This window comes from Mycobacterium sp. 141, from assembly GCF_000382405.1.
Taxonomy (GTDB): Bacteria; Actinomycetota; Actinomycetes; order Mycobacteriales; family Mycobacteriaceae; genus Mycobacterium.
Map to the genome: position 1 here is coordinate 17,588 of NZ_KB908268.1, position 18,691 is coordinate 36,278.

25 protein-coding genes and 3 pseudogenes are annotated in these 18,691 nt (G+C 63.8%); 19 read left to right on the forward strand and 9 right to left on the reverse strand.

Features of this window, described 5'->3' with window-relative positions; all coding sequences use genetic code 11:
* Positions 1-98: 98 nt before the first annotated feature.
* Complete coding sequence (locus H276_RS23160; protein ID WP_019972479.1) at positions 99-407, reverse strand: hypothetical protein; 309 nt, start codon at positions 405-407, stop codon at positions 99-101.
* Between the two features lie 203 nt (positions 408-610).
* On the opposite strand from H276_RS23160, the gene H276_RS0116875 reads away from it, so the two are divergent.
* Both H276_RS0116875 and H276_RS0116880 read left to right on the forward strand, forming a co-directional pair.
* Entirely contained in the window at positions 611-820 is a 210-nt protein-coding gene (locus H276_RS0116875; protein ID WP_019972480.1) for a hypothetical protein, read from the forward strand.
* Between the two features lie 111 nt (positions 821-931).
* Positions 932-1,966 (forward strand): patatin-like phospholipase family protein, encoded by a 1,035-nt coding sequence (locus tag H276_RS0116880; RefSeq protein WP_019972481.1) that lies wholly within the window; start codon positions 932-934, stop codon positions 1,964-1,966.
* A gap of 3 nt (positions 1,967-1,969) precedes the next feature.
* Here H276_RS0116880 and H276_RS0116885 read toward each other — a convergent pair whose 3' ends face one another.
* The gene (locus tag H276_RS0116885) at positions 1,970-2,803 is read right to left on the reverse strand and encodes an NYN domain-containing protein (RefSeq protein ID WP_019972482.1); all 834 of its coding nucleotides are present in this window, start codon (positions 2,801-2,803) and stop codon (positions 1,970-1,972) included.
* A gap of 110 nt (positions 2,804-2,913) precedes the next feature.
* On the opposite strand from H276_RS0116885, the pseudogene H276_RS25710 reads away from it, so the two are divergent.
* Together H276_RS25710 and H276_RS0116890 are read left to right on the forward strand one after the other, a co-directional pair.
* Positions 2,914-2,961: pseudogene (locus tag H276_RS25710) on the forward strand (hypothetical protein); the annotation flags it as partial.
* Positions 2,962-3,420: 459 nt separating this feature from the next.
* Positions 3,421-3,630, forward strand: coding sequence for a hypothetical protein (locus tag H276_RS0116890; protein WP_026357104.1), 210 nt, complete (start codon positions 3,421-3,423; stop codon positions 3,628-3,630).
* Between the two features lie 81 nt (positions 3,631-3,711).
* On the opposite strand, the gene H276_RS0116895 is transcribed toward H276_RS0116890, so the two are convergent.
* Positions 3,712-4,899 (reverse strand): Fic family protein, encoded by a 1,188-nt coding sequence (locus H276_RS0116895; RefSeq protein ID WP_019972484.1) that lies wholly within the window; start codon positions 4,897-4,899, stop codon positions 3,712-3,714.
* A 69-nt stretch (positions 4,900-4,968) separates the two neighbouring features.
* On the opposite strand from H276_RS0116895, the gene H276_RS24790 reads away from it, so the two are divergent.
* The 4 genes from H276_RS24790 (at position 4,969) to H276_RS0116910 (ending at position 6,953) form a co-directional block, all read left to right on the forward strand.
* Positions 4,969-5,187: an NAD(+)--rifampin ADP-ribosyltransferase gene (locus H276_RS24790; RefSeq protein ID WP_155943141.1), complete on the forward strand. Its 219-nt coding sequence runs from the start codon at positions 4,969-4,971 to the stop codon at positions 5,185-5,187.
* Positions 5,188-5,323: 136 nt separating this feature from the next.
* Positions 5,324-5,536, forward strand: coding sequence for a hypothetical protein (locus H276_RS0116900; RefSeq protein WP_019972485.1), 213 nt, complete (start codon positions 5,324-5,326; stop codon positions 5,534-5,536).
* A 77-nt stretch (positions 5,537-5,613) separates the two neighbouring features.
* The gene (locus H276_RS0116905) at positions 5,614-6,279 is read left to right on the forward strand and encodes a hypothetical protein (protein ID WP_019972486.1); all 666 of its coding nucleotides are present in this window, start codon (positions 5,614-5,616) and stop codon (positions 6,277-6,279) included.
* Positions 6,280-6,740: 461 nt separating this feature from the next.
* Positions 6,741-6,953: a hypothetical protein gene (locus tag H276_RS0116910; RefSeq protein WP_019972487.1), complete on the forward strand. Its 213-nt coding sequence runs from the start codon at positions 6,741-6,743 to the stop codon at positions 6,951-6,953.
* Between the two features lie 12 nt (positions 6,954-6,965).
* On the opposite strand, the gene H276_RS23670 is transcribed toward H276_RS0116910, so the two are convergent.
* Positions 6,966-7,505 (reverse strand): tyrosine-protein phosphatase, encoded by a 540-nt coding sequence (locus H276_RS23670; protein WP_231376701.1) that lies wholly within the window; start codon positions 7,503-7,505, stop codon positions 6,966-6,968.
* 43 nt (positions 7,506-7,548) lie between these two features.
* On the opposite strand from H276_RS23670, the gene H276_RS0116925 reads away from it, so the two are divergent.
* Positions 7,549-8,295, forward strand: a complete 747-nt coding sequence (locus H276_RS0116925) for a Mut7-C RNAse domain-containing protein (RefSeq protein ID WP_026357105.1) — start codon at positions 7,549-7,551, stop codon at positions 8,293-8,295.
* A gap of 3 nt (positions 8,296-8,298) precedes the next feature.
* Here H276_RS0116925 and H276_RS24795 read toward each other — a convergent pair whose 3' ends face one another.
* A complete protein-coding gene (locus tag H276_RS24795) occupies positions 8,299-8,451 on the reverse strand; it encodes a hypothetical protein (protein ID WP_019972490.1) in 153 nt (50 codons plus the stop codon).
* A 100-nt stretch (positions 8,452-8,551) separates the two neighbouring features.
* On the opposite strand from H276_RS24795, the gene arr reads away from it, so the two are divergent.
* The 8 genes and pseudogenes from arr (at position 8,552) to H276_RS0116970 (ending at position 13,829) form a co-directional block, all read left to right on the forward strand.
* Entirely contained in the window at positions 8,552-8,992 is a 441-nt protein-coding gene (arr, locus tag H276_RS0116935; RefSeq protein WP_019972491.1) for an NAD(+)--rifampin ADP-ribosyltransferase, read from the forward strand.
* 165 nt (positions 8,993-9,157) lie between these two features.
* A complete protein-coding gene (locus H276_RS0116940; RefSeq protein ID WP_019972492.1) occupies positions 9,158-9,367 on the forward strand; it encodes a hypothetical protein in 210 nt (69 codons plus the stop codon).
* Positions 9,368-9,533: 166 nt separating this feature from the next.
* Positions 9,534-9,797, forward strand: a pseudogene (locus H276_RS0116945) (Mut7-C RNAse domain-containing protein); the annotation flags it as partial.
* 69 nt (positions 9,798-9,866) lie between these two features.
* Entirely contained in the window at positions 9,867-10,157 is a 291-nt protein-coding gene (locus H276_RS23170; RefSeq protein ID WP_231376705.1) for a hypothetical protein, read from the forward strand.
* A gap of 580 nt (positions 10,158-10,737) precedes the next feature.
* A complete protein-coding gene (locus H276_RS23675; RefSeq protein WP_155943142.1) occupies positions 10,738-11,478 on the forward strand; it encodes a hypothetical protein in 741 nt (246 codons plus the stop codon).
* Positions 11,475-12,005: a hypothetical protein gene (locus H276_RS0116960; protein WP_019972496.1), complete on the forward strand. Its 531-nt coding sequence runs from the start codon at positions 11,475-11,477 to the stop codon at positions 12,003-12,005. Before H276_RS23675 ends, H276_RS0116960 begins: the two co-directional genes overlap by 4 nt.
* Positions 12,006-12,309: 304 nt before the next feature.
* Complete coding sequence (locus H276_RS23180; protein WP_019972497.1) at positions 12,310-12,885, forward strand: Ltp family lipoprotein; 576 nt, start codon at positions 12,310-12,312, stop codon at positions 12,883-12,885.
* A 50-nt stretch (positions 12,886-12,935) separates the two neighbouring features.
* A complete protein-coding gene (locus tag H276_RS0116970) occupies positions 12,936-13,829 on the forward strand; it encodes a hypothetical protein (RefSeq protein WP_231376702.1) in 894 nt (297 codons plus the stop codon).
* A 46-nt stretch (positions 13,830-13,875) separates the two neighbouring features.
* Here the strand turns inward: H276_RS0116970 and H276_RS0116975 are convergent, their stop codons facing one another.
* The 4 genes from H276_RS0116975 to H276_RS25365 form a co-directional block, all read right to left on the reverse strand.
* Positions 13,876-14,220: a hypothetical protein gene (locus H276_RS0116975; protein WP_019972499.1), complete on the reverse strand. Its 345-nt coding sequence runs from the start codon at positions 14,218-14,220 to the stop codon at positions 13,876-13,878.
* Between the two features lie 408 nt (positions 14,221-14,628).
* A complete protein-coding gene (locus H276_RS23185) occupies positions 14,629-14,979 on the reverse strand; it encodes a HigA family addiction module antitoxin (RefSeq protein ID WP_081625495.1) in 351 nt (116 codons plus the stop codon).
* Positions 14,976-15,230, reverse strand: a complete 255-nt coding sequence (locus tag H276_RS25360) for a hypothetical protein (protein ID WP_019972501.1) — start codon at positions 15,228-15,230, stop codon at positions 14,976-14,978. The genes H276_RS23185 and H276_RS25360 overlap by 4 nt, the downstream gene beginning before the upstream one ends.
* Positions 15,231-15,246: 16 nt before the next feature.
* A complete protein-coding gene (locus tag H276_RS25365) occupies positions 15,247-16,077 on the reverse strand; it encodes a hypothetical protein (RefSeq protein ID WP_231376703.1) in 831 nt (276 codons plus the stop codon).
* On the opposite strand from H276_RS25365, the gene H276_RS0116995 reads away from it, so the two are divergent.
* Together H276_RS0116995 and H276_RS23190 are read left to right on the forward strand one after the other, a co-directional pair.
* Positions 16,076-17,860 (forward strand): DUF6398 domain-containing protein, encoded by a 1,785-nt coding sequence (locus tag H276_RS0116995; RefSeq protein WP_026357107.1) that lies wholly within the window; start codon positions 16,076-16,078, stop codon positions 17,858-17,860. The two genes, H276_RS25365 and H276_RS0116995, sit on opposite strands and share 2 nt — an antisense overlap.
* Positions 17,861-17,864: 4 nt before the next feature.
* Positions 17,865-18,344, forward strand: a pseudogene (locus tag H276_RS23190) (hypothetical protein); the annotation flags it as partial.
* Positions 18,345-18,691 lie beyond the last annotated feature (347 nt).

Consider the following 18,691-nt stretch of genomic DNA (forward strand, 5'->3'; position numbering starts at 1 on the left):
TGTCACCACTTCGCACCTGGCTCAAACCGGGCCAGTACCACCAGCGTAGGTGGAAATTTCTGGTGGCGCCCATAGGCCCGTGCCCTTCTCAGGGGCAATCACCGCGCCGCCAGCGCCCGCCTCGCCTGCAAGGCCACGCCGGGAACGGTATTCGCCAGGTCGGGCCGACTCCTGGCGTAGCCACGGATGGTGCGATAGAACGACCACACCTGCCCGGGTGTGGGTACGCGCGGTATCCAGGCCAGCTCCCAGTGAATGCCGTTGATCGGGTCGTCGAAGAATACGGCGTAGTAACCGGGCCAGTACTGGGGGTACTCCTTGGGTTCGTCGGTGATCACGATGTCCCGTGCGCTCAGGAACTCGTGACGGAAGCGGTCGATCTCTTTGCGGCCTCTCCTCCGAGTCATCTCGGATTCAGGGTGTGCTTCTCTGCCGCTGCTGCGCGGCGTCAATTTTTTTGACGCTTCCCCCGATCGGGGGACAAGAGGTTGGTCCGGTCGATGGGCCGGTCGGTCGATATCGGTCCGGGCTGCGGCGGGGCATTCTTATATCAACACCGGATCAACCGGGACAGAAACTTCAAAAGCCCACTGAGACAAAGGATTCAATCATGATGATCACCCGCCGCATCGCCGCCGGTTTCGCTCTCGCCGCTGCTCCCGCCATCATCGCCCTGGGTGCCGCGACCGCCAGCCAGGCCCAGACCTCCGTTACGAACACCGGCCCCGCTGCCAGCCACCACGAGGTCTTCCCGGGGCAGCACAACTTCCCGCAGCCGGGTACCGCGGTGCATCATCACCATCAGAACAACCGCGCCTGACAAGGCGCTGCCCGAGGAGCCCGGACAACCGTCCGGGCTCTTCTCGTTGCTCCCCATTGCTGGGGCCTCGAATTCGAGGAGATCCTCAGCATCGCGTGCGAGGCTGGGGCCATGGCTGCCAACCACACCACGCGTCGTGAACCGCTCCGCGCGGACCTCGTCCTGTCCGGTGGCGGGGTCAAGGGCATCGGTCTGGTGGGTGCCGCCGTCGCGCTGAAGGACGCGGGGTACGCGATCCAGCGGGTGTCGGGTACCTCGGCCGGGTCGCTGGTCGGAGCGGTGGTCGCCGCGGCGGCGCAAGGCGATCAGCTGAGCGGCGAGCAACTGCGGGAACTGGCGTTGAACGTGCCGTACCGGAAATTCCGGGACAGTGGGCCGATCGAACGTATCCCCCTGCTGGGGCCCGCGTGGGGGCTGTTGCGCGAGACCGGCATCTACCGCGGAGATTACGCCCACGCCTGGATGCGCAGTGAGCTGAAGAACCTGGGCGTCAGCACCTTCGGCGATCTGGCCATCGACGACGACCAACTCCTGCCGGAGCGACGCTACCGCCTTGTTGTCACCGTCACCGACCTGACGTCGGGCCAGTTGGTGCGGTTGCCGTGGGATTACCGTCGACTCTACGGGCTGGATCCCGATGAACAGCTTGTCGCCGACGCGGTCCGCGCCTCGATGGCGATCCCGTTCTTGTTCCAACCGGTCACGCTCGACGACGCCGCCGGTGACCCGTACACGCTCGTCGACGGAGGAGTGCTGTCCAACTTCCCGATCGACTCCTTCGACCGTCCCGACGGAAGAATGCCGCGGTGGCCCACCTTCGGCGCGACGGTGATTCCCTACCTGCCGGCTCCGACATTCGAGCAGCTGATTCCCGGGCTCGGCCCGCTGCATGGGCCGCCACTGCTGCAGAGCCTGATCACCACCATGCTCGTCGGCCACGACCAGACCTATCTCAATCAACCGTGGGTGAAAGTGCGGGCGATCGAGGTGGACTCGACCGATATCGGGGTGCTCGACTTCAGTATCACCCGCGGCGCGGCCGAGGCCCTCTACGACAAGGGATACCAGGCGACCACCGACTTCCTGTCGACGTGGGATTGGCCCGCCTACGTTGAGCGCTTCCGTGCGGATCATCGGGTGTGCTGACTGCTACCGCAGCTTGACCATCCGTGTCGTCGAGCTCTCGTCCAATTCGACGACATCGGAGCGCGCCCGTAGAAAATCACTGAAAGACCGGAAACCCAAAGACTTCTCGCTGAACGACGGATCCATCCGTTTCATCTGCGCCTTGACCGCCGAATTGTGCAGCCACTCGACGTCGTCCTTCTCCAGGCCGATCTGCAGCGCCCGGGTGAGCAGTGCGGTGGCCTCGGCTTGCGGGTCCGGTCCGGTCTTCTTGCGGGTGCGTTTCTGCTGATTGGGTTCTGGGTTGGGTTCGGTGGCCGGTACGCCGGGAAGAGCGTCGTAGATGACGAATTCGTCGCAGGCGGCCGCGAGCGCCCGGCTCGACGAGCCTGCCACCCCGATGCCGACGACGTAGCGGCCCAGCCGTTTGCACCGCTGGGCCAGCGGGATGTAGTCGGAGTCACCGGCCACGATCACCACATGCGTCAGGTCGGGCAGCCGGAACATGTCCTCGACGGCGTCGACCGCGAGCCGGATGTCGGCGCCGTTCTTGCCGTACGCGGCGGCCGGGAACAACTGCACCAGGTCGACGGCGCGGCCCACGAGCTGCTGACGGTAGCCGGCGTTGACGTCGGCTGACCAGTCCGCGTACGCGCGGGTCAGCACCAGCGTGCCGAACGACGACGCGAAGTCGAGGATCGCGGCGACGTCCACGGTGGCCTTGGTGAGCTTGTCCGCGTCCAGTCCTTTGGCCTTGTCCCGCTGAAACGAGTTGCGGCCGTTGACCTGGTCGTAGCGCGATATGACAATGTTGTCGAAGTCCAGGTAGACCGCGACGCGGGTGGCGGGTTCGGTCATCGTTTCAGTCTGGCGTATGAACACCCGGCTGTGATGATTTGGGCCTACTCCGGTGTGGGTAGGCCGATGCATCAGGAGCGGCGTCCGCCGCAGCGTTCCGCCAATTGGGCATGCTGTCGACCTACAACGAGGATCCGCCTGTCGCCTGCCATCCGTTCGGTACAGACCGGGACGGCATGGTGTTCGGTGAAGGCGGTGTGCTGCTGCTCATCGAAACGGTGGAGCACGTCAAGGCGCGCGATGCTCGAATCCTGGCTCGTCTCATGGGGGTGGGCATCACAGCAGACTGCTACGACGCCATCGATCCTGAACCTGAAAAGCTGCGATCCGGAGATCGATTTGGACGTCGTGGCCGACCAGCCACGCCCCGGTCATTATTGCAGGACCGGCTTGCCAAGCGCCAGATCGGCGTTCGTCATCTGGGCCTGCTCCACCGTCATGTCGCAGCGTCCGAAGTAGGCGCAGTGCGCGGTTCCTCCGATCGGGGGACAGGGGTTTCGGCCGGTGCATGGGCCGGTTGGTCGATATTGCCGCGCGTCGGGGAAGCGCATTCTTATTTCAACGCCGGAACACACCGGATGACATTCCGAAAAGCCTTATCTGACAAAGGAGTCGACATGACCATCACCCGCCGCATCACCGCCGGTTTCGCCCTCGCCGCCGCCCCGGCCGTCATCTTTCTCGGTGCTGCCTCGGCGCATGCGGATGCGTCGGTGGCCAACCATGGCCCGTCGGTGAGCCACCACGAGGCCTTCCCGCACCAGCACAACATGCCCCAGCCGGGCACCTCGGTGCATCACCACCACCAGCGCAACCACGCCAAGTAGCCCCCTCTGGCCGGAGCCCGGACGCCATCGAGCGTCCGGGCTCACTTGTGGGTGGGCGGTGCCGACGCGTCCTGACACGACTCAGGCGTTGGGCCTGGTGCGCCTGCCGATAGTGTCGCCGAGGAGATCGAGTTCGGCCAGCACGTCACTGGCCGCCCAGATTCGGTTACGAGTACCGGATGAGAGGACCTCCAGAATGCCCGCATCGGTCAGGCGGCCGAGTGCTTTGTAGGTACTGGCATCGGTCGTGCCTGTGAGTGATCGGGCGGTATCGGCGTTGAATATCGGGACCTCCAGCAGGTTGTCGAGAAGCGTTTCGTCGGCGGAGTTGGCGCGTGGGCGGGCAATTGATCGCCACTGTGCTGGCAACTCGGAGAGACGGGCGGCCGATTCCTCCGCGGCGATGCTTGCCTGTATGGCGGCGTCCGCGAGATAGCCGACGAACTGATCGGCGTCTCCAGCCCGGTAGGCAGTGAGCCGTCCGAAGTAGAAATCGGTGTCGCCGAGCATGGCCGAAGCCACTGGAACGGTTACGCGTCGGGTCAGCCCGCGGCGTCTCAGGATGGTACTGATCATCGCGCGCCCGATCCGGCCGTTGCCGTCGACGAATGGGTGGATGGATTCGAACTGGGCATGTGCGATCGCGGCCTGGGCCACGATCGGCAGGTCGGTGCGGTTGGCGAACACCAGTAGGTCGTCCATGAGTGCCGGCACGAGATCCGGTGGGGGAGGCACGTACTGAGCACCGACAGGTGAGTGGTCGCTGCCACCGATCCAATTCTGGACAGTGCGCAACGCGCCTGGGCTGTCGGTATAGGGGTCTGGCGCCATCAACAGCTGATGTGCGTCGAGGACGGTCTGTAGCGTGATGGGGCCCGAATTGGCAGACTCGACGAGTTCAATCAGGGCACCGACCGCTGCCAGCTGAGATCGGGCTTCGTCGTTGGCCTTTGCCCCGGCAAATGCTTTGCCGAACGCGCGCCAGCCGGCGTCGATGTGCTCGATTTTGGACGATGCGACCGACTCACTGCGCAGCAGGAAATCTGCCAATGGGGCGAGGTGCTGACCGTATCCGGCTTCGAGACGAGCGATGGCGATGAGCGCATTGTCGTGGGCGCGGCCGACTTCGCCGACCGGGTCGTAAGTGCGATCACTAATGGCCGGCGGCACGGACGCGATGACATGCTTGAGAGTACGGTCTTCGCGGTTACCCTGACGGCCGCGAGGCGTCCACGCCCGTCGCACCGACTGATGCGTCGGCCAGTTCATGTCAAACCTTCTCTGTGGAAGATGCACTAATCGGATCCTTATTATAGATTAAATACCACAAAGTTAGTTATGAGCTGTCCAGTGGCATGCCGGCAAGCCGGGCGTTGCAGCCTGTCGGGGAATCCGCTGGTGCCCGGATGCGAGTCGAATTACGGAGCCGGGCGGATCATGAACCACGTCCACGTCACCCGAACATTGGATGCCGCCGTGCGGGGTACCGAGCTTGCGGCCGGAAAGGGCCCGGGCCGTCATTTACGACTAGATCCGGGGCTCGCGCGGTTCCTCTGATCGGGGGACAGGGGTTTCGTCTGGTGAGTGGTCCGGTTGGTCGATGGTTGGCGACGGCTGTTGGCGGCATTCTTATTTCAACGCCGGAACACACCGGATGACATTCCGAAAAGCCTTATCTGACAAAGGAGTCGACATGACCATCACCCGCCGCATCGCCGCCGGTTTCGCCCTCGCCGCCGCCCCCGCGGTCATTTTCCTCGGAGCCGCCTCGGCCCACGCCGACGCCGCAACGGCCAATCATGGCCCGTCGGTCAGCCACCACGAGGCCTTCCCGCACCAGCACAACATGCCCAAGCCGGGCACCTCGGTGCATCACCACCACCAGCACAACCACCACGCCAAGTAGGACGAACGACTTGAGCCACTTGTCGGTGGGTGCTGAGACGATGCCCGGTTCACATCAGTTCGATGGATAGAGGTTCGGTGATCAGTGTGGGAGCTCGGCAGGATGCATTGGAGCAGATGTTGGCCGAGGCGGGCTATCGACGCGCTTCGACGAAAACGATGCGCCCACACCTGCAGGCTTTGCGGCCGCAGGATCAGAAAGAGATCCTGCGGGTGTATCACCTGCTCGGCGGAGCCCTCGAAGCGCCGCGGCTGCGGCCAGGCCCGTGGGACTGTGTGCTCGAAGGTGGACTGATCGTCGAACTGGACGAGGGGCAGCATTTCAACAGGTACCGTCGGAAGACCCTGGAACCAGCATGGACACAGCAGCTTCCGTGGCGCGAGACCTACATGCGTTATTGCACGCAGTTCGAAAGTGTCTGCACCTTGGAGCGGGGATGGGGCAGCTACTGGACGACTGTGTCCGCCAAGCAACTCTTTGGACCCGCCGGCCCGGCCAGGCTGCTCGACGGCGCGGGCTCACCGCGCTGGAAGCAGCGCGCGCTATACGACGCCATGCGGGACATCGCTGCGGTCGGTTTGGGAGTCCGTTTGGCGCGGCTGGCTGTCTATGACGTTGTGGGCGGCGTGCCGCTGGCCGACGTGTTGGACGGCAAGCGGCCGGTAGACCGAAACGCGTTACGGGCGTTTGTCGATAGGCGGACGACGCCCATGCACGTTCAGCGGGGTACGGCGCGGGCCTGAACTCGGCGAGTCATGACCCCGTCCGGAAGGGGAAGCGTCATCAGCGGCGTCACATGTCACCGATTCCCTCACCAAGGGTGCCCAGGCGGCACCAGCCGGACACTGCGGGAGGCCGGTCCGCAGACCGGGCCGAGCCGACGAGCCCACAGCTTTCCGACTGTCTTGACTCTTTTTTCAGTTTGCAGGGCGAAGTGCCTGCCTCAAGCCGCCGGTGACATCGGCGGCGGCGGGCTGGATCAGTTTCCCCAGTTCCGGTAGCCGTTCGCGGGCACGGACTGGTGCAGACTCTGCGGCTTGCGTATGCCGGGTTTGACAGTTCCCCCGATCGGGGGACAGGGGTTTCGTCTGGTGAGTGGTCCGGTTGGTCGATGGTTGGCGACGGCTGTTGGCGGCATTCTTATTTCAACGCCGGAACACACCGGATGACATACCGAAAAGCCTTATCTGACAAAGGAGTCGACATGACCATCACCCGCCGCATCGCCGCCGGTTTCGCCCTCGCCGCCGCCCCCGCGGTCATTTTCCTCGGAGCCGCCTCGGCCCACGCCGACGCCGCAACGGCCAATCATGGCCCGTCGGTCAGCCACCACGAGGCCTTCCCGCACCAGCACAACTTGCCCAAGCCCGGAACCTCGGTGCATCACCACCACCAGCACAACCACCACGCCAAGTGACTCGAGGCCAGATCATCGGCAGCAACGCGCTCGCAGCATGTCGTGTTGCGCCGTGTTCTCGGGGCACGGATCGCTGGCTTTCCTTGTGCCCGAGCGTAATTCCGCGATACGTGCGATGACGTCGTCGTAGCTCAACCCGGACTCCGCAAGCAGACACCCGATCACCGTGCCGGTGCGGCCCTTCCCGCCCCAGCAGTGCACGTACACGGTCCGGCCCGCGTCCAATTCAGAGTGGATGCGGGCCAGGATCGCGTCGTAGCCCGCATGGTCGAGGACCCCGAAGTCGGGGATCGGGTGTGCGAAGTACCGCACCGTACGTCCACCCGCCTCGGCCGCCGCATCGAGGCGCTCGCGGTACGGCGTCAGGTGGTCGTGGTCCGTGGTGAGGTCGATGATGGTGTCGACGCCGGCGTCAACGAGGACGCGCACCTTGGCCTCGGCTCTCTCTGGTGTGGTGGCGCCCGGGTATTCGCCGGCCAGTAGCCGGTGCGGCTGCACCCACCAGGCGTGCAGGACGTCGTCGTGCGGCCACTGCCCCATGGGCGCAGACACTAGCGACACCGAGCCGTCGGCGCCGCAGTGGGACCGTGGCGGTATGGCCGGTTTCGTGACGGTCCGGGCTTATGCCGAGCTGAACGACTTCGTCGGCTCCGCGTCGCGGGGCCTGACTGTGCGCCGCCCGTTTCGGAGCCATCAGACCGTCAAGGATGTGCTGGAGGCGATGGGCATCCCGCACACCGAGGTCGACCTCATCCTGGTGAACGGGAACCCGGCGGGCTTCGAGCACCGCCCGACTGCCGGCGACCGCATCGCGGTGTACCCGATGTTCGAGGCGCTCGACATCGGCGCGACGGCCCGGCTGCGGCCGGTGCCGCTGCGAGAACCGCGGTTCGTGATCGACGTCAACCTCGGCCGGCTGGCGCGGCTGCTTCGGCTGCTCGGCTTCGACGTGTGGTGGTCGAATGACGCCGACGATGCCGTGCTGGCCGATATCAGCCTGCAACAGCACCGCATCCTGCTGACCCGCGACCGTGGCCTGTTGAAGCGTCGCGCAATCACGCACGGCTTGTTCGTCCACTCCCAGCACGCGGAGGAGCAGACCCTCGCGGTGATCCGTCGTCTGAATCTGCATCAGCGTCTGGCGCCGTTTACCCGGTGCGTGCGGTGTAACGGCACACTGGCCGCCGTGCCGAAGGAAGACGTGCTGGATCGCCTCGAGCCGTTGACCCGTCGCTATTACGACGAATTCAGTCGCTGTACCGACTGCGGGAGGATCTACTGGCGCGGTTCACATTTCGCGCGGTTGAGCGGTATCGTTGACCAACTGCGGGAGCAGCTGTGACGTTCAGCCCAACGGCGGCAGCGGGTAGATGATCGGCGCCTGCGCGGACTCCGGCGGTGCGATCGCCTTGACCTGGCCGCCCTGGATCTGGACCAGTATCGGGTTGCCACCGATGAGGATTCCGCCGACAAGCGCTTTGGCTGGGCGCCAGGACATCTGAAAACGTTGCTCCCACTCTCACTATAAGGGCGGGGGTGGGGCTTGCGGCAAGGCCCCTGGCGTGCTGCACAATCGTCCGGCTGCGAAGTAACCGCTGATGGGGGATGTTGTGACGAGCACGCCGAAGCCTTTTGAAGTACATCCGTCAGGTGCCTACCTGCACGGCACCAAAGCCGATCTTGCGGTGGGGGATCGGCTGGTGCCCGGCCGCGAATCAAATTACGAAGTCGGCCGGATCATGAATCACGTCTATGTCACTCAAACTTTGGATGCCGCGGTGTGGGGCGCCGAGCTTGCTGTCGGCAAGGGCCGGGGCCGCATTTATATCGTGGAACCCGAAGGCCCGCTCGAGGACGATCCGAACGTGACAGACAAGAAGCTTTCCGGCAATCCGACCCGCTCCTACCGGACCCCTGAGCCGGCGAGGATCGTCGGGGAGATCACCGATTGGGTGGGGCATTCACCCGAACAGCTGCAAGCCATGCAGGACGGGTTGGCCGATCTTCGGCGGCGGGGGCTCGATGTCATTTACGACTAGATCCGGGGGCCCGCCCCGGGTTCCCCCGATCGGGGGACAAGTAGTTCGTCTGGTGGATGGTCCGGTTGGTCGATGGTTGGCGATGGCTGTGTGCGGCATTCTTATTTCAACGCCGGAACACACCGGATGACATACCGAAAAGCCTTATCTGACAAAGGAGTCGACATGACCATCACCCGCCGTATCGCCGCCGGTTTCGTCCTCGCTGCTGCCCCGGCCGTCATTTTCCTCGGAGCCGCGTCGGCCCACGCCGACGCCGCAACGGCCACCCATGGCCCGTCGGTGAGCCACCACGAGGCCTTCCCGCACCAGCACAACATGCCCCAGCCCGGAACCTCGGTGCATCACCACCACCAGCGCAACCACGCCAAGTAGCCCCCTCTGGTCGGAGCCCGGACGCCATGGGTGTCCGGGCTCTCGCCGGTTGCTGAAGTCACATGCACCCCAGGAGTCCCGGCGTGGATGTGGGTGTCGTGGTGCCCGGCTATCAACGATAATTCAGCGACAATCACCACACCGATAACACTGAATCTCGCCAGACCGCTTGGCTCCGCTCACCCGATGCCGGCGGTGTAACGGCACGCTGACGGCGGTCACCAAGGACGAAGTGATCGAGCAGCTGGAGCCGTTGACACGCCGGTACTACGACGACTTCAGTCGGTGCACGGCATGCGGACAGATCTACTGGCCCGGGTCACACCGCGCAGATCTGGCGGCGCAAGTCGATTGCGTGACCGACTTTGATCTGACGCGGGACCAGCGTTGGAAGCTCTTCGTCGCCAAGACTTGTCGGTGGCTTTTGTAACGGTGCGCCGTCCACTTCAAACCAAGAGGTTGTGATGAAAAGTGTGTTGGTGGAGCGGTTGTGGTGGGCATGGCCGTCGCGTTGAGCCCGGTGGCGTCGGCCGAATCGTCGTCGACGATGCCGAATCTGATCGGCAAGGACCTGCAGGGCGCGCAGGATGCGATTCAGTCGTTGACTGGCGGGGTGGTGTGGGTTTCGGAAGAGTGCGCCCCTGACAGTGCTTCGGCCGGCCCGCCTGCGTGGCGGCCCACCTTGGCCCTTCGAGTTTGGGCGGAAATACGCGGGTCGTTAGAGGACATACATATGCTCACGCCGTGGACACTGGGCGATCGGTTGACTCGTTACTCGGAACGTTATTGAAGGCAAGGATTCCCGTGGAAAACGACGAGTTCATCCGGCACTTCACTCCGTCCTCGGCGTCGCAGGGGACCGCGAAATCGCCGGTGGCTCCATAAACTCCGAACTTGCTGAGTAGTCGCTGTGCATCGTGTGATTCGGCAAACTATGCCGAGATTAGAGGCATCGAATGGGATATGCCACCTGTGTCGGGTGTGTCGGAGCGCTCGCGGTCGCCTTGAGAATCGGGTCGGCGGTCACCGTCGGCATTTAGGCATGCCCGCCAACCGGTTCTCACGGGTCCTTCAACTGACTCTGGATGGCGAACGCGGCTACTACAACCATCTACGTGCCGACTGGCACTCTGACCGAGTATGTGCGCGTCGCGGTGGTCGACATTATGACCAGAGTGCAGCGCGGATCAACCGATCGGTCTGTGTCGGCCATTCGGTCGACAGCTATCGTTGCCCCGGGTGGATAAGGTGACGACGACTGATGAGGAGGTGGCCTCTTGGCGATGGTGGGTGCCGACGTGGGTCAGCTTCTTTACCTGGCGAAGCTTTTGATGCAGTGCGCGGATCGTCTTGACACGGTGGCGCGAGCCGTGAGTAGCCAATTATCGTCCACGCGTTGGGTCGGTGAGGACGCTGACCGCCACCGGTCCCAGTGGCAGGGTGAAGCTGCTCCGAGTATCCGTGCTGCGGTCGGTGCACTGCGGGGTGCCTCGGAGAGGTTGCAGCGCAACGCCAATGAACAGGAGCAGGCCAGCTCCGCTGATACGGGCATCACCGCCGGTGGCTTGGGCGGCGGTCAGGATGCCAAGCCATCGGGGAACACTGTGACCGACACCTTGGGCACACTGTTGTCTCTTGGCGGCATCGTCAACGATATCGCCAATGCCGGCGAGGGCATCCCTAACATCGGTCCGAAGGGGCTTACCGGAGTGACCGGCAGCGTCCTCGCTGGGGCTGGTGTGGTGACGTCGCTGACCACCATGGTCGAGGGCATCACCAGCGGTGACGATGTGGAGACGGGGAACGGCGTCATCGGATTGGTGGGTTCCGCGCTCGGTGCCGCCAATCCCGCGGCCGGGTTGGCCGCTGGGGCGGCGCAACTCTATGGCGACATGACACTACCGACCAGCGAGGAAGATATCGACGGTGTCTTCGACATGGGCGCCAAGCACATGTTCGGCAAGGCTGCCAGCGACCTGACCCCGGAGCAGACTTCGGCGCTCAGCGACCGCTACGACGGGCCCGGGGGCGTGGCAAACATGATCTCCGACAGTATGGACTACAAAGCCGCGGAGGCCGTGAAGTTCGTCAAGGGGCTATTCGGCGGATGACCACTATCGATTACACCGAAACGTTCCTGCCTGAATTGGGTTACCTGGTTGCCGAGCGGGGCAGCGTGGAACTGCTCAACCACGCGGCCGGTCTCTTCTCCTACTTCGAGCGTCACGATGTTTTGCGCTGTGGACGCGAAGTGTATGGTACCCGCGGAGATGATCGCACGTTGGCGACGGTGTGCGATGTGATCGCCTCCAGCACAGTAGCTTTCACAGTGAAATCCACGGTACTGCCGGAGCTCACGACGATGTACTTCCCAGCCGATATCGGTGTCGCTGAGGTCAGTCTGGTGGCCGACCAGACCTTTGTCACGCTGTACCCGCCGGACTGGCCCGTCGCCACGTTGCTGCAACGGCACTTGCAGAGCGAATCCGCGCTCATCGTCCGCCGGGGAGTTGACGGCAGCCACAGTGAAATCGCGGTCAGCGGTTCCCGGCATGCTATTCGTGACTCCGATAATCCTTGGCGCGCAGGCAAAGAAACCGATTCACTGGATCTTGTGGTGCGGCGATTCACCGAATAGGCGTTAGGTTGGGGGCACGACATCGGCGGCCGACCTGCTCACCGTGCTGACCTAAGACGCCTTATAACTGGCGTAATGATCAGACGGTGCCGACACCAACGGTGATGTGCCACTGCCCGAAAGTGATCTGGTCTTGCCCGGGCGAAGACCACGCCCGTTATGTACGAGAGCTCGCAAGTCCGGTGCAGCATGGTCATCCCAACTGCACTCCTGCGTTGCGGATTCTCCAGCTTGTCGGTGGGTTCTGTCATTCTGTTGGGCTCGCATGTGCGAGCGACCATGGACAACAGATGGAGCACATACGATGAATAGCGTCTCGGCAAAGCCGGCCTCGACTGCGCACCACGACGCGCTCCGCCACGCGGCCGCCACTTCTGCGACCTCGACAAAGAGCCGGCTCGAGGACGCCCTCGCCGCAGGCCTGCTGTTGGCGATCAGTGGCACCGCCCTGTGGTTCGCCATGGCGACGGCAGTATTCGACGGGGCAGGCCCCTCGGTGCAGTTGGCCGGCGTAGTCACCAGAATGGAAGGGCACGGCGAGTCGCACGTCCGAGCTCTCTCCGGACCCATGGTCCCTCTGGAACCCGCCTCGACGGTAAGCCAGCGCAATGCGGTGCGTACCGCCAAGGACTACCTCGACTACACGGCCTTTTCCCGCGAGGGGCTCATCAAGCAATTGGAATTCGACGACTTCTCAACCGCAGACGCGACTTTCGCCGTCGACCACATCGCCGTGGACTGGAATGAGCAAGCCGCGAAAGCTGCCAAGGATTACCTGGACTACTCCGGATTCTCCCGCGGCGGACTCATCGACCAACTCGAATTCGACGGGTTCACTTCATCGCAGGCGGCCTACGGAGCCACCGCAGCAGGGCTGTAGGACTTCTCCTCACCGGTTGTCGGTGGCCAGTGTGATGCTGAGCGGTTCCCGTGAGCACCGGTCTTGCCGGCCACGGGAGTCGTTCTGACCCAGCTAAATCAACGGAAGTCGGCGTCGCATGGACGCGTAACTGGAGGTGTCAAGTGAGCAGCAATAAGAGTTCCTCGGGCGCGGGCGGACTGATCTTCGTCGTCTTCGTGCTCATCACGCTGGTTCCGAAGCCGGTCTGGATCGCGCTCGGCGTCGTAACCGCGATGGTTGTTGTGGGCTGGGTTGGCTACAAGATCGTCGTTGCCCTGAAGCAACGCAGTTATGAGGCCCAGGAACGGGCTGGTACCGAGAAATCGAAGCAGGCTGCAGACGCGAAACACCAACGCGAAGAACGAGTCCGCAAGGAAAGGCAGCGGCGCATCGACACGCTCGGCAAGCAGTACGCCGCGCTTGTGGAGTCCGCGCTGAGCGCGGTGAAGCAGGTGACCGCGTCGGAGGCCGCCAGCGCAGGATGGCTGGGCGACGTCGACTTCAGTGCCGACATCAAAGGGATTACCGACAACTTCGAGAAGGCGCACGCGCTGCGCGGCGTGATCGGAAAGTTGTCGGCCTTGGACAAACCCAGCGCCGAGGACCGCAAGATCGTGGCGGAGGCGAAGACCACCACGGCCGACCTGGAACGCGCTGCGACCCAACGGGTAGAGCTGATCGGCAAATGTGCCAAGGAAGCGCAGCTGATCGACAAGTCACTACGCACCGAACGCGAGGACGCCCGGGTCGCCGAGCAGCGTGCCGAACTGCACGCGAAGCTCAGCGCCATGATCTACGGCATCGAAGCCACCCCGGAAACTACACAGCAGGATTCGGCGGTCGATGCGGTCATGGCACGCGTGCAGGCCTATCGGGAGATCAAGAACCAGATTCAACATGCCCGTGACGACGGTGTGGTGTAGCTGCGTCGACCGCTACCGACAGTCCGCCAATGGTTCCCGTCGTGCCTTATGCGGCCCGTGCCCGGTATGCGGGCAGAACGACAACAGACCCGTCGGTCTCCCGCAGGATCTCGATGGCCACATCGGAAGCCTTGCCGTCGGTGTCGACACCGTCGCCCAACTCACGAAGCTTGTGGGAGGTACGCAACAACTTGTCTACTTCCGCTGCGGAGAAGACGAAGTCCCGCACACCGTGTGAGCGATCCAGCTGCAGCGTGGACAGGCGGCGCAGAACTGTGGCGATCCCCGCTTCCAATTCGGTGACACGCTGTTGGTCTGCCTTGAGCGTGCGGACGAAGTTCTCGAAGGGATTGGTCGGGTCGAGCTGGGCATGTTCGACAGCCTGGACCAAACGGGCACTACCGTCTTGTCGTCGTCACTCACAGCTGTACCTTTCGCCGACCTCGGCATACCTTAGCCTCAACGACCGACTGCCGAGGCCCCTCCGCCAGGAGTCCGTTCAAGGTATGACCAGATACGGCGGCTCTGCCTGCCGAGTACGCCCGCATACGCCGATTGAGGTACACCGGCCCAGCGACTCCCCACCTCACTCCTGGGGGTCTTTTCCATGGAGTCGGCGACCGCCGGTTGCTGTGCTGTCCAGTCGGATTCACTTGCCGGGACGGTGATGATGCTGCCCGACCTGACCGAGCCCGCGCTCGCCGCAGTCTGTCGGAGGGTGCTGGTAGACCGGTGGGCCAGATCAGAATGGGAGGTGCGTTCATGGTGAGCGAGCCGGCGGTCCGGGTGCGACTGGGAGTTACGCTTGACCGGCGCGGCCTGTGCCATCGCAGGGGTACCCATGGGGCGCAGCAACATTCGGCCCGGACGGTAGCGTTGGAATTTGTTCGAGACGGTGATGTAGGCGGCGCTTGGCATTCGCGAGGTCATAGCGTCCCTGCATGTCGATCCACATCTCCGCGGTGGTGCTGAAGTACCTGGACAGCATGAGCGCGGTTTCGACAGTCACCGACCGCTGACCGTGGACCAGCAGATTGATTCGCCGAGGCGATACGCCGAGAGCGCGCGCCAACTGGTTCTGGCTCACGCCACGAGGCGCCATGTAGTGCGATGCCAGCACAACACCGGGGTGTGGTGTTTCTACAGTCATTGCGGTCCTTTCGAGACCCGGTCGAGAAGCCTGCGCATGAGGGCTGCCACTCCAACATCTCCGGCCAACTCGACAGCCTGAGTCAGATCCTTGGCCACTTCTCCGTGAGGGTCGGCAGTCACGGCAGCGACGATGCGTTTCCAGTGCATGAGTGATCCGCGGTCGATCGCGGTAAGAATCCCTTCGACGCCCCACTGCTCAACGGGATCATCGGGAGTGACGTTCAGGTTGCGGAACTTGAGTTCAGGCATATTCACTTTCCCTCTCTCACATCGCATCTGCGATTGCGCGGCACTGCTGTACGACGCGATCCCAGTCCGTCCATGGCGCACGAAGTCCCTTGTAACCCGGCAGCTGCATCGTCACACGAGAATCTTTCGGGCGCGGTTCGCTGAGTTGTCGGAGAACCTGTGAAGCCACACTGTCCGGTCCTGTGTTCACATCTGCATAGAAGGCATCGATGTTGCGCAATATAGTTGCAGCCCAATCAATTCCGAACTCCCCGGACAGTGCCGCCACGTCAAGGTAATCACGCACCTGATTGCGCCGAATGATAAGCCAGGCCTTGATACGTAATGCCTCTTCTGCCGTGGGCACACGGATCACCTGGCCTGACGGCAACGAGACGTCTTCCACTTCAAGGGGAACCGTGCGGATCATCTGCCGGACACCGGCCTCTATTCCGCCGAGTTCACCGAGGATGACTTTCCCGGGTGTCGAGCGGTTGAACACCCATTCGGGGTCGGATTCGAGCGCGTCCAATACTGCGCCGAATCGCTGTTCCAGATCACGCACAACGTGATCGTGGTCGTAGGAGTCGCGGTGCCGCGCGTGGTAAGCCGCCGCCGATCCGCCAACGAGTACGGCGTCGGGAACCAACCGCTGCAGTCGTGCGGCTGATTGCAGCACGGCGTCGAGCTCGGACATGAAAGAACTGTAGCGCGAGGCGCTATAGTTACTGGCGGACGCTGCAGCCCTCGGGGATCGCGGCGCTACCGCAACAGCATTCCGCAGGCTGTGTGGACTCGGCGGCCTCGCCCGTGCCGAGCGGGTGGCCATCACCGCAATCGGCGTACCGCGACGTACGGTGGTGGCCATGTCGAAATCGAACCGACAACGCCGGGCAGCGAAACACCGCCAGCACCGTCGAGGGCCCGATACGACACACCACGAGTCCGCCGAGCCGGACCTGCTCGACGACGTAAGGGCGGCGCTTGCCGATCCAGATCCGCTGCATCTGCTCAGCTTCGTCAGTTCGTTGCTGACCGCTATCGATCCTCGTAGCAACCGTGCACCGTTCGCCCGACCGGATGAGGCCACCGATCTACCGACCCGTGAAGAACTCGCCGCGATGTTCATCGACGTCGACACACCGGAGACCACCGCCCTGCTTGCCGCAATCGGCGCGCTGTCCGGCGACGACGTCCTGCGCGCCCGTATCCGGCGTGTACTGGCTACCCGGCCGGATACCGGACCGGACTGGCTTATCCGGTTAGCGGACACGTCGGCCTACCGGGCGGTGCGGATGGGCCATGTCCTCGGCGACGGGGACAACATCATGCTCGGGGTACGACTGGCCGGCACCTACGAGCTGACATTCATCGTCTACGTCGACCACAACCTCGGAAGACTGGTCAAGGACGCCTACGTGGTGCCCGAATCCATCGCCGACATGATCGCCGAATATCGGAGCATCGCGGACGAACCGGAGATGGTCTGGGAGGAACTCAGTCTGGCCGACGCACGCGCGTGGCTCGACGACGCGATCGAAACCGCCGCGATCACCGTCCCGCCGATGGAGACGGAATCGTGGCCCGCCTGCCGCCCGCTGATCGAATGGATCACTCGGGGTCTGGCCGAAGGGGGGTCCGGTTACCAACGGCCGCAATGGGATTCCGGAGAACTCAGCACGCTGACGTCCCGCTTCTTCGCGTCACGGTGGGGCTGTGAGCTCGATGACGCCGATCATCGTGACTTGCTCGAATCTCTTCTGTGGTACGGCACCGACTATGGGCCGGGGGATCCGCTGCGCTGGAGCGCGGTGCAGGTCGAGATCCTGCTCGTGGACTGGTTACCTCGCAAGGTTGTCGCACCCGCCACATACTTGGCGAAGGCACCGGAGCTGCTTCGGGCGTTCGTGCGTTTCGCGCACGCCGAAGTCGGGTTGCGCACGGAACTGACAGACGAGACGTTGGCGGCGATCGATGCTTGTGCCCCGCACTATCAGACGGTGATCCGCTCACCCAGGCCGCAGGGGCCGGAGGCGTTGCTCGATGCGCTCGGCGTCGGCGCGGACGGGTTTGCCCTGTCGGGGTTCGATGAGCCGTATAGCTTTGAGGAGTCGATGCTGGATTACCTGGCGCACGACGTTGGTGGCCACGAACAACTGGACCACCTTGATGCCGCGCCGCTGGCCGACGAACCGTTTCAGTGGTCGGGTATCGCCGACGACGTGACCGCCCGGGTAGCCGAGGTTCTCGCGCTGACCGACGGGTGCTGTGATGAGCTGCTTGACGTCGAGTATCGCACCGTGTCCCGACGGTTGCTTGCCCGCGTCGCGTCCGGGGATCCCGCGGTGTTCAGGCGTAAGGCGCGCGTGGAAACGGCGGCCGCGGCCGTGGTGTGGATTGCGGGCAAGGCGAACGGTCTGTTCGAGTCACTGCCCGGTCGTCGTCTCCAGGTCAGCGACCTCACAGCCTATTTCGGCATCGGGCAGAGCAGCGTCTCCGGGCGCGCGGCCACCATGTTGCGAGCCGGTGGCTTTCGCGACGACACCTACGCCGTGCGACTCGGCTCGCCCGACTACCTGATCGCGGACCGGCGGCAGTGGCTCATCGGACAGCGCGACCGCTTCCAGCAGCTGACGGATTCGGGCGACTGACGTAATGACCGCCAAGCGTATGAATCGCGAACAGTTCTTCGGTGTGGTGGGCGGACTCGATGAGGACCGGTTGCGGAAAGCGTTGTGGAATCTCTACTGGCGGGGTACGGCGAACATGCGTGAACGTATCGAGGCCGAGCTCGCGGGCGACGGTGGCGCCCGCTCGGCCTGTCCCAAGACGGAGCTGCCCGACCCGGTGACGGTGCGGGACGAGGTCGCCGACTTCGTGGCGTTGGCGCGATCGGGTGCGTATCTGGCGGGGGACCGAAGCGTGACGCCGCGTGAGCGGACACGCTGGCGATTCACCTTCAAGCGGTTGGCCGCCGAGGCTCAAGACGCGCTGCGAGCTGACGATGGCCGGTCGGCGGCGACCGCGCTGGAGCAACTGATCGACCTCGCGTGCGAAGCCCGTGACACCTACTACTTCCGGTCCGAGGATCCGGTGGCCGCGGCAGGTTTCGTCGTATCCGATGCAGTGGCGGCGTTGTGGGCCGCGACGTGGGAACGGCACGGGTTCCAGACATTTGCCGAAATGGCGGCGCCACAGCTGATTCGATGGGAATCCCGGCATGGTTGGACCCGGTATGGCGATGGCACGGTGAGCACGAAAGAGACCACACTCGCCGTCGTGCTCGCTCGTGGAAAACTTGGCCGACGACGACCCACTACTCGACAACATCGTGGGCCACGCCTCCTTGGCGGGTGCGGAGCAAGTGTTTTTGTCTGCCCGACTCGCGCATCGACGCGGCAACCTCAATATCGCGCGTGACCTCGTGAAGCGGTGTTTGCAAAAGTCGCCTGGTCATCCGGGCTTCCGAGAATTCGCAGCCG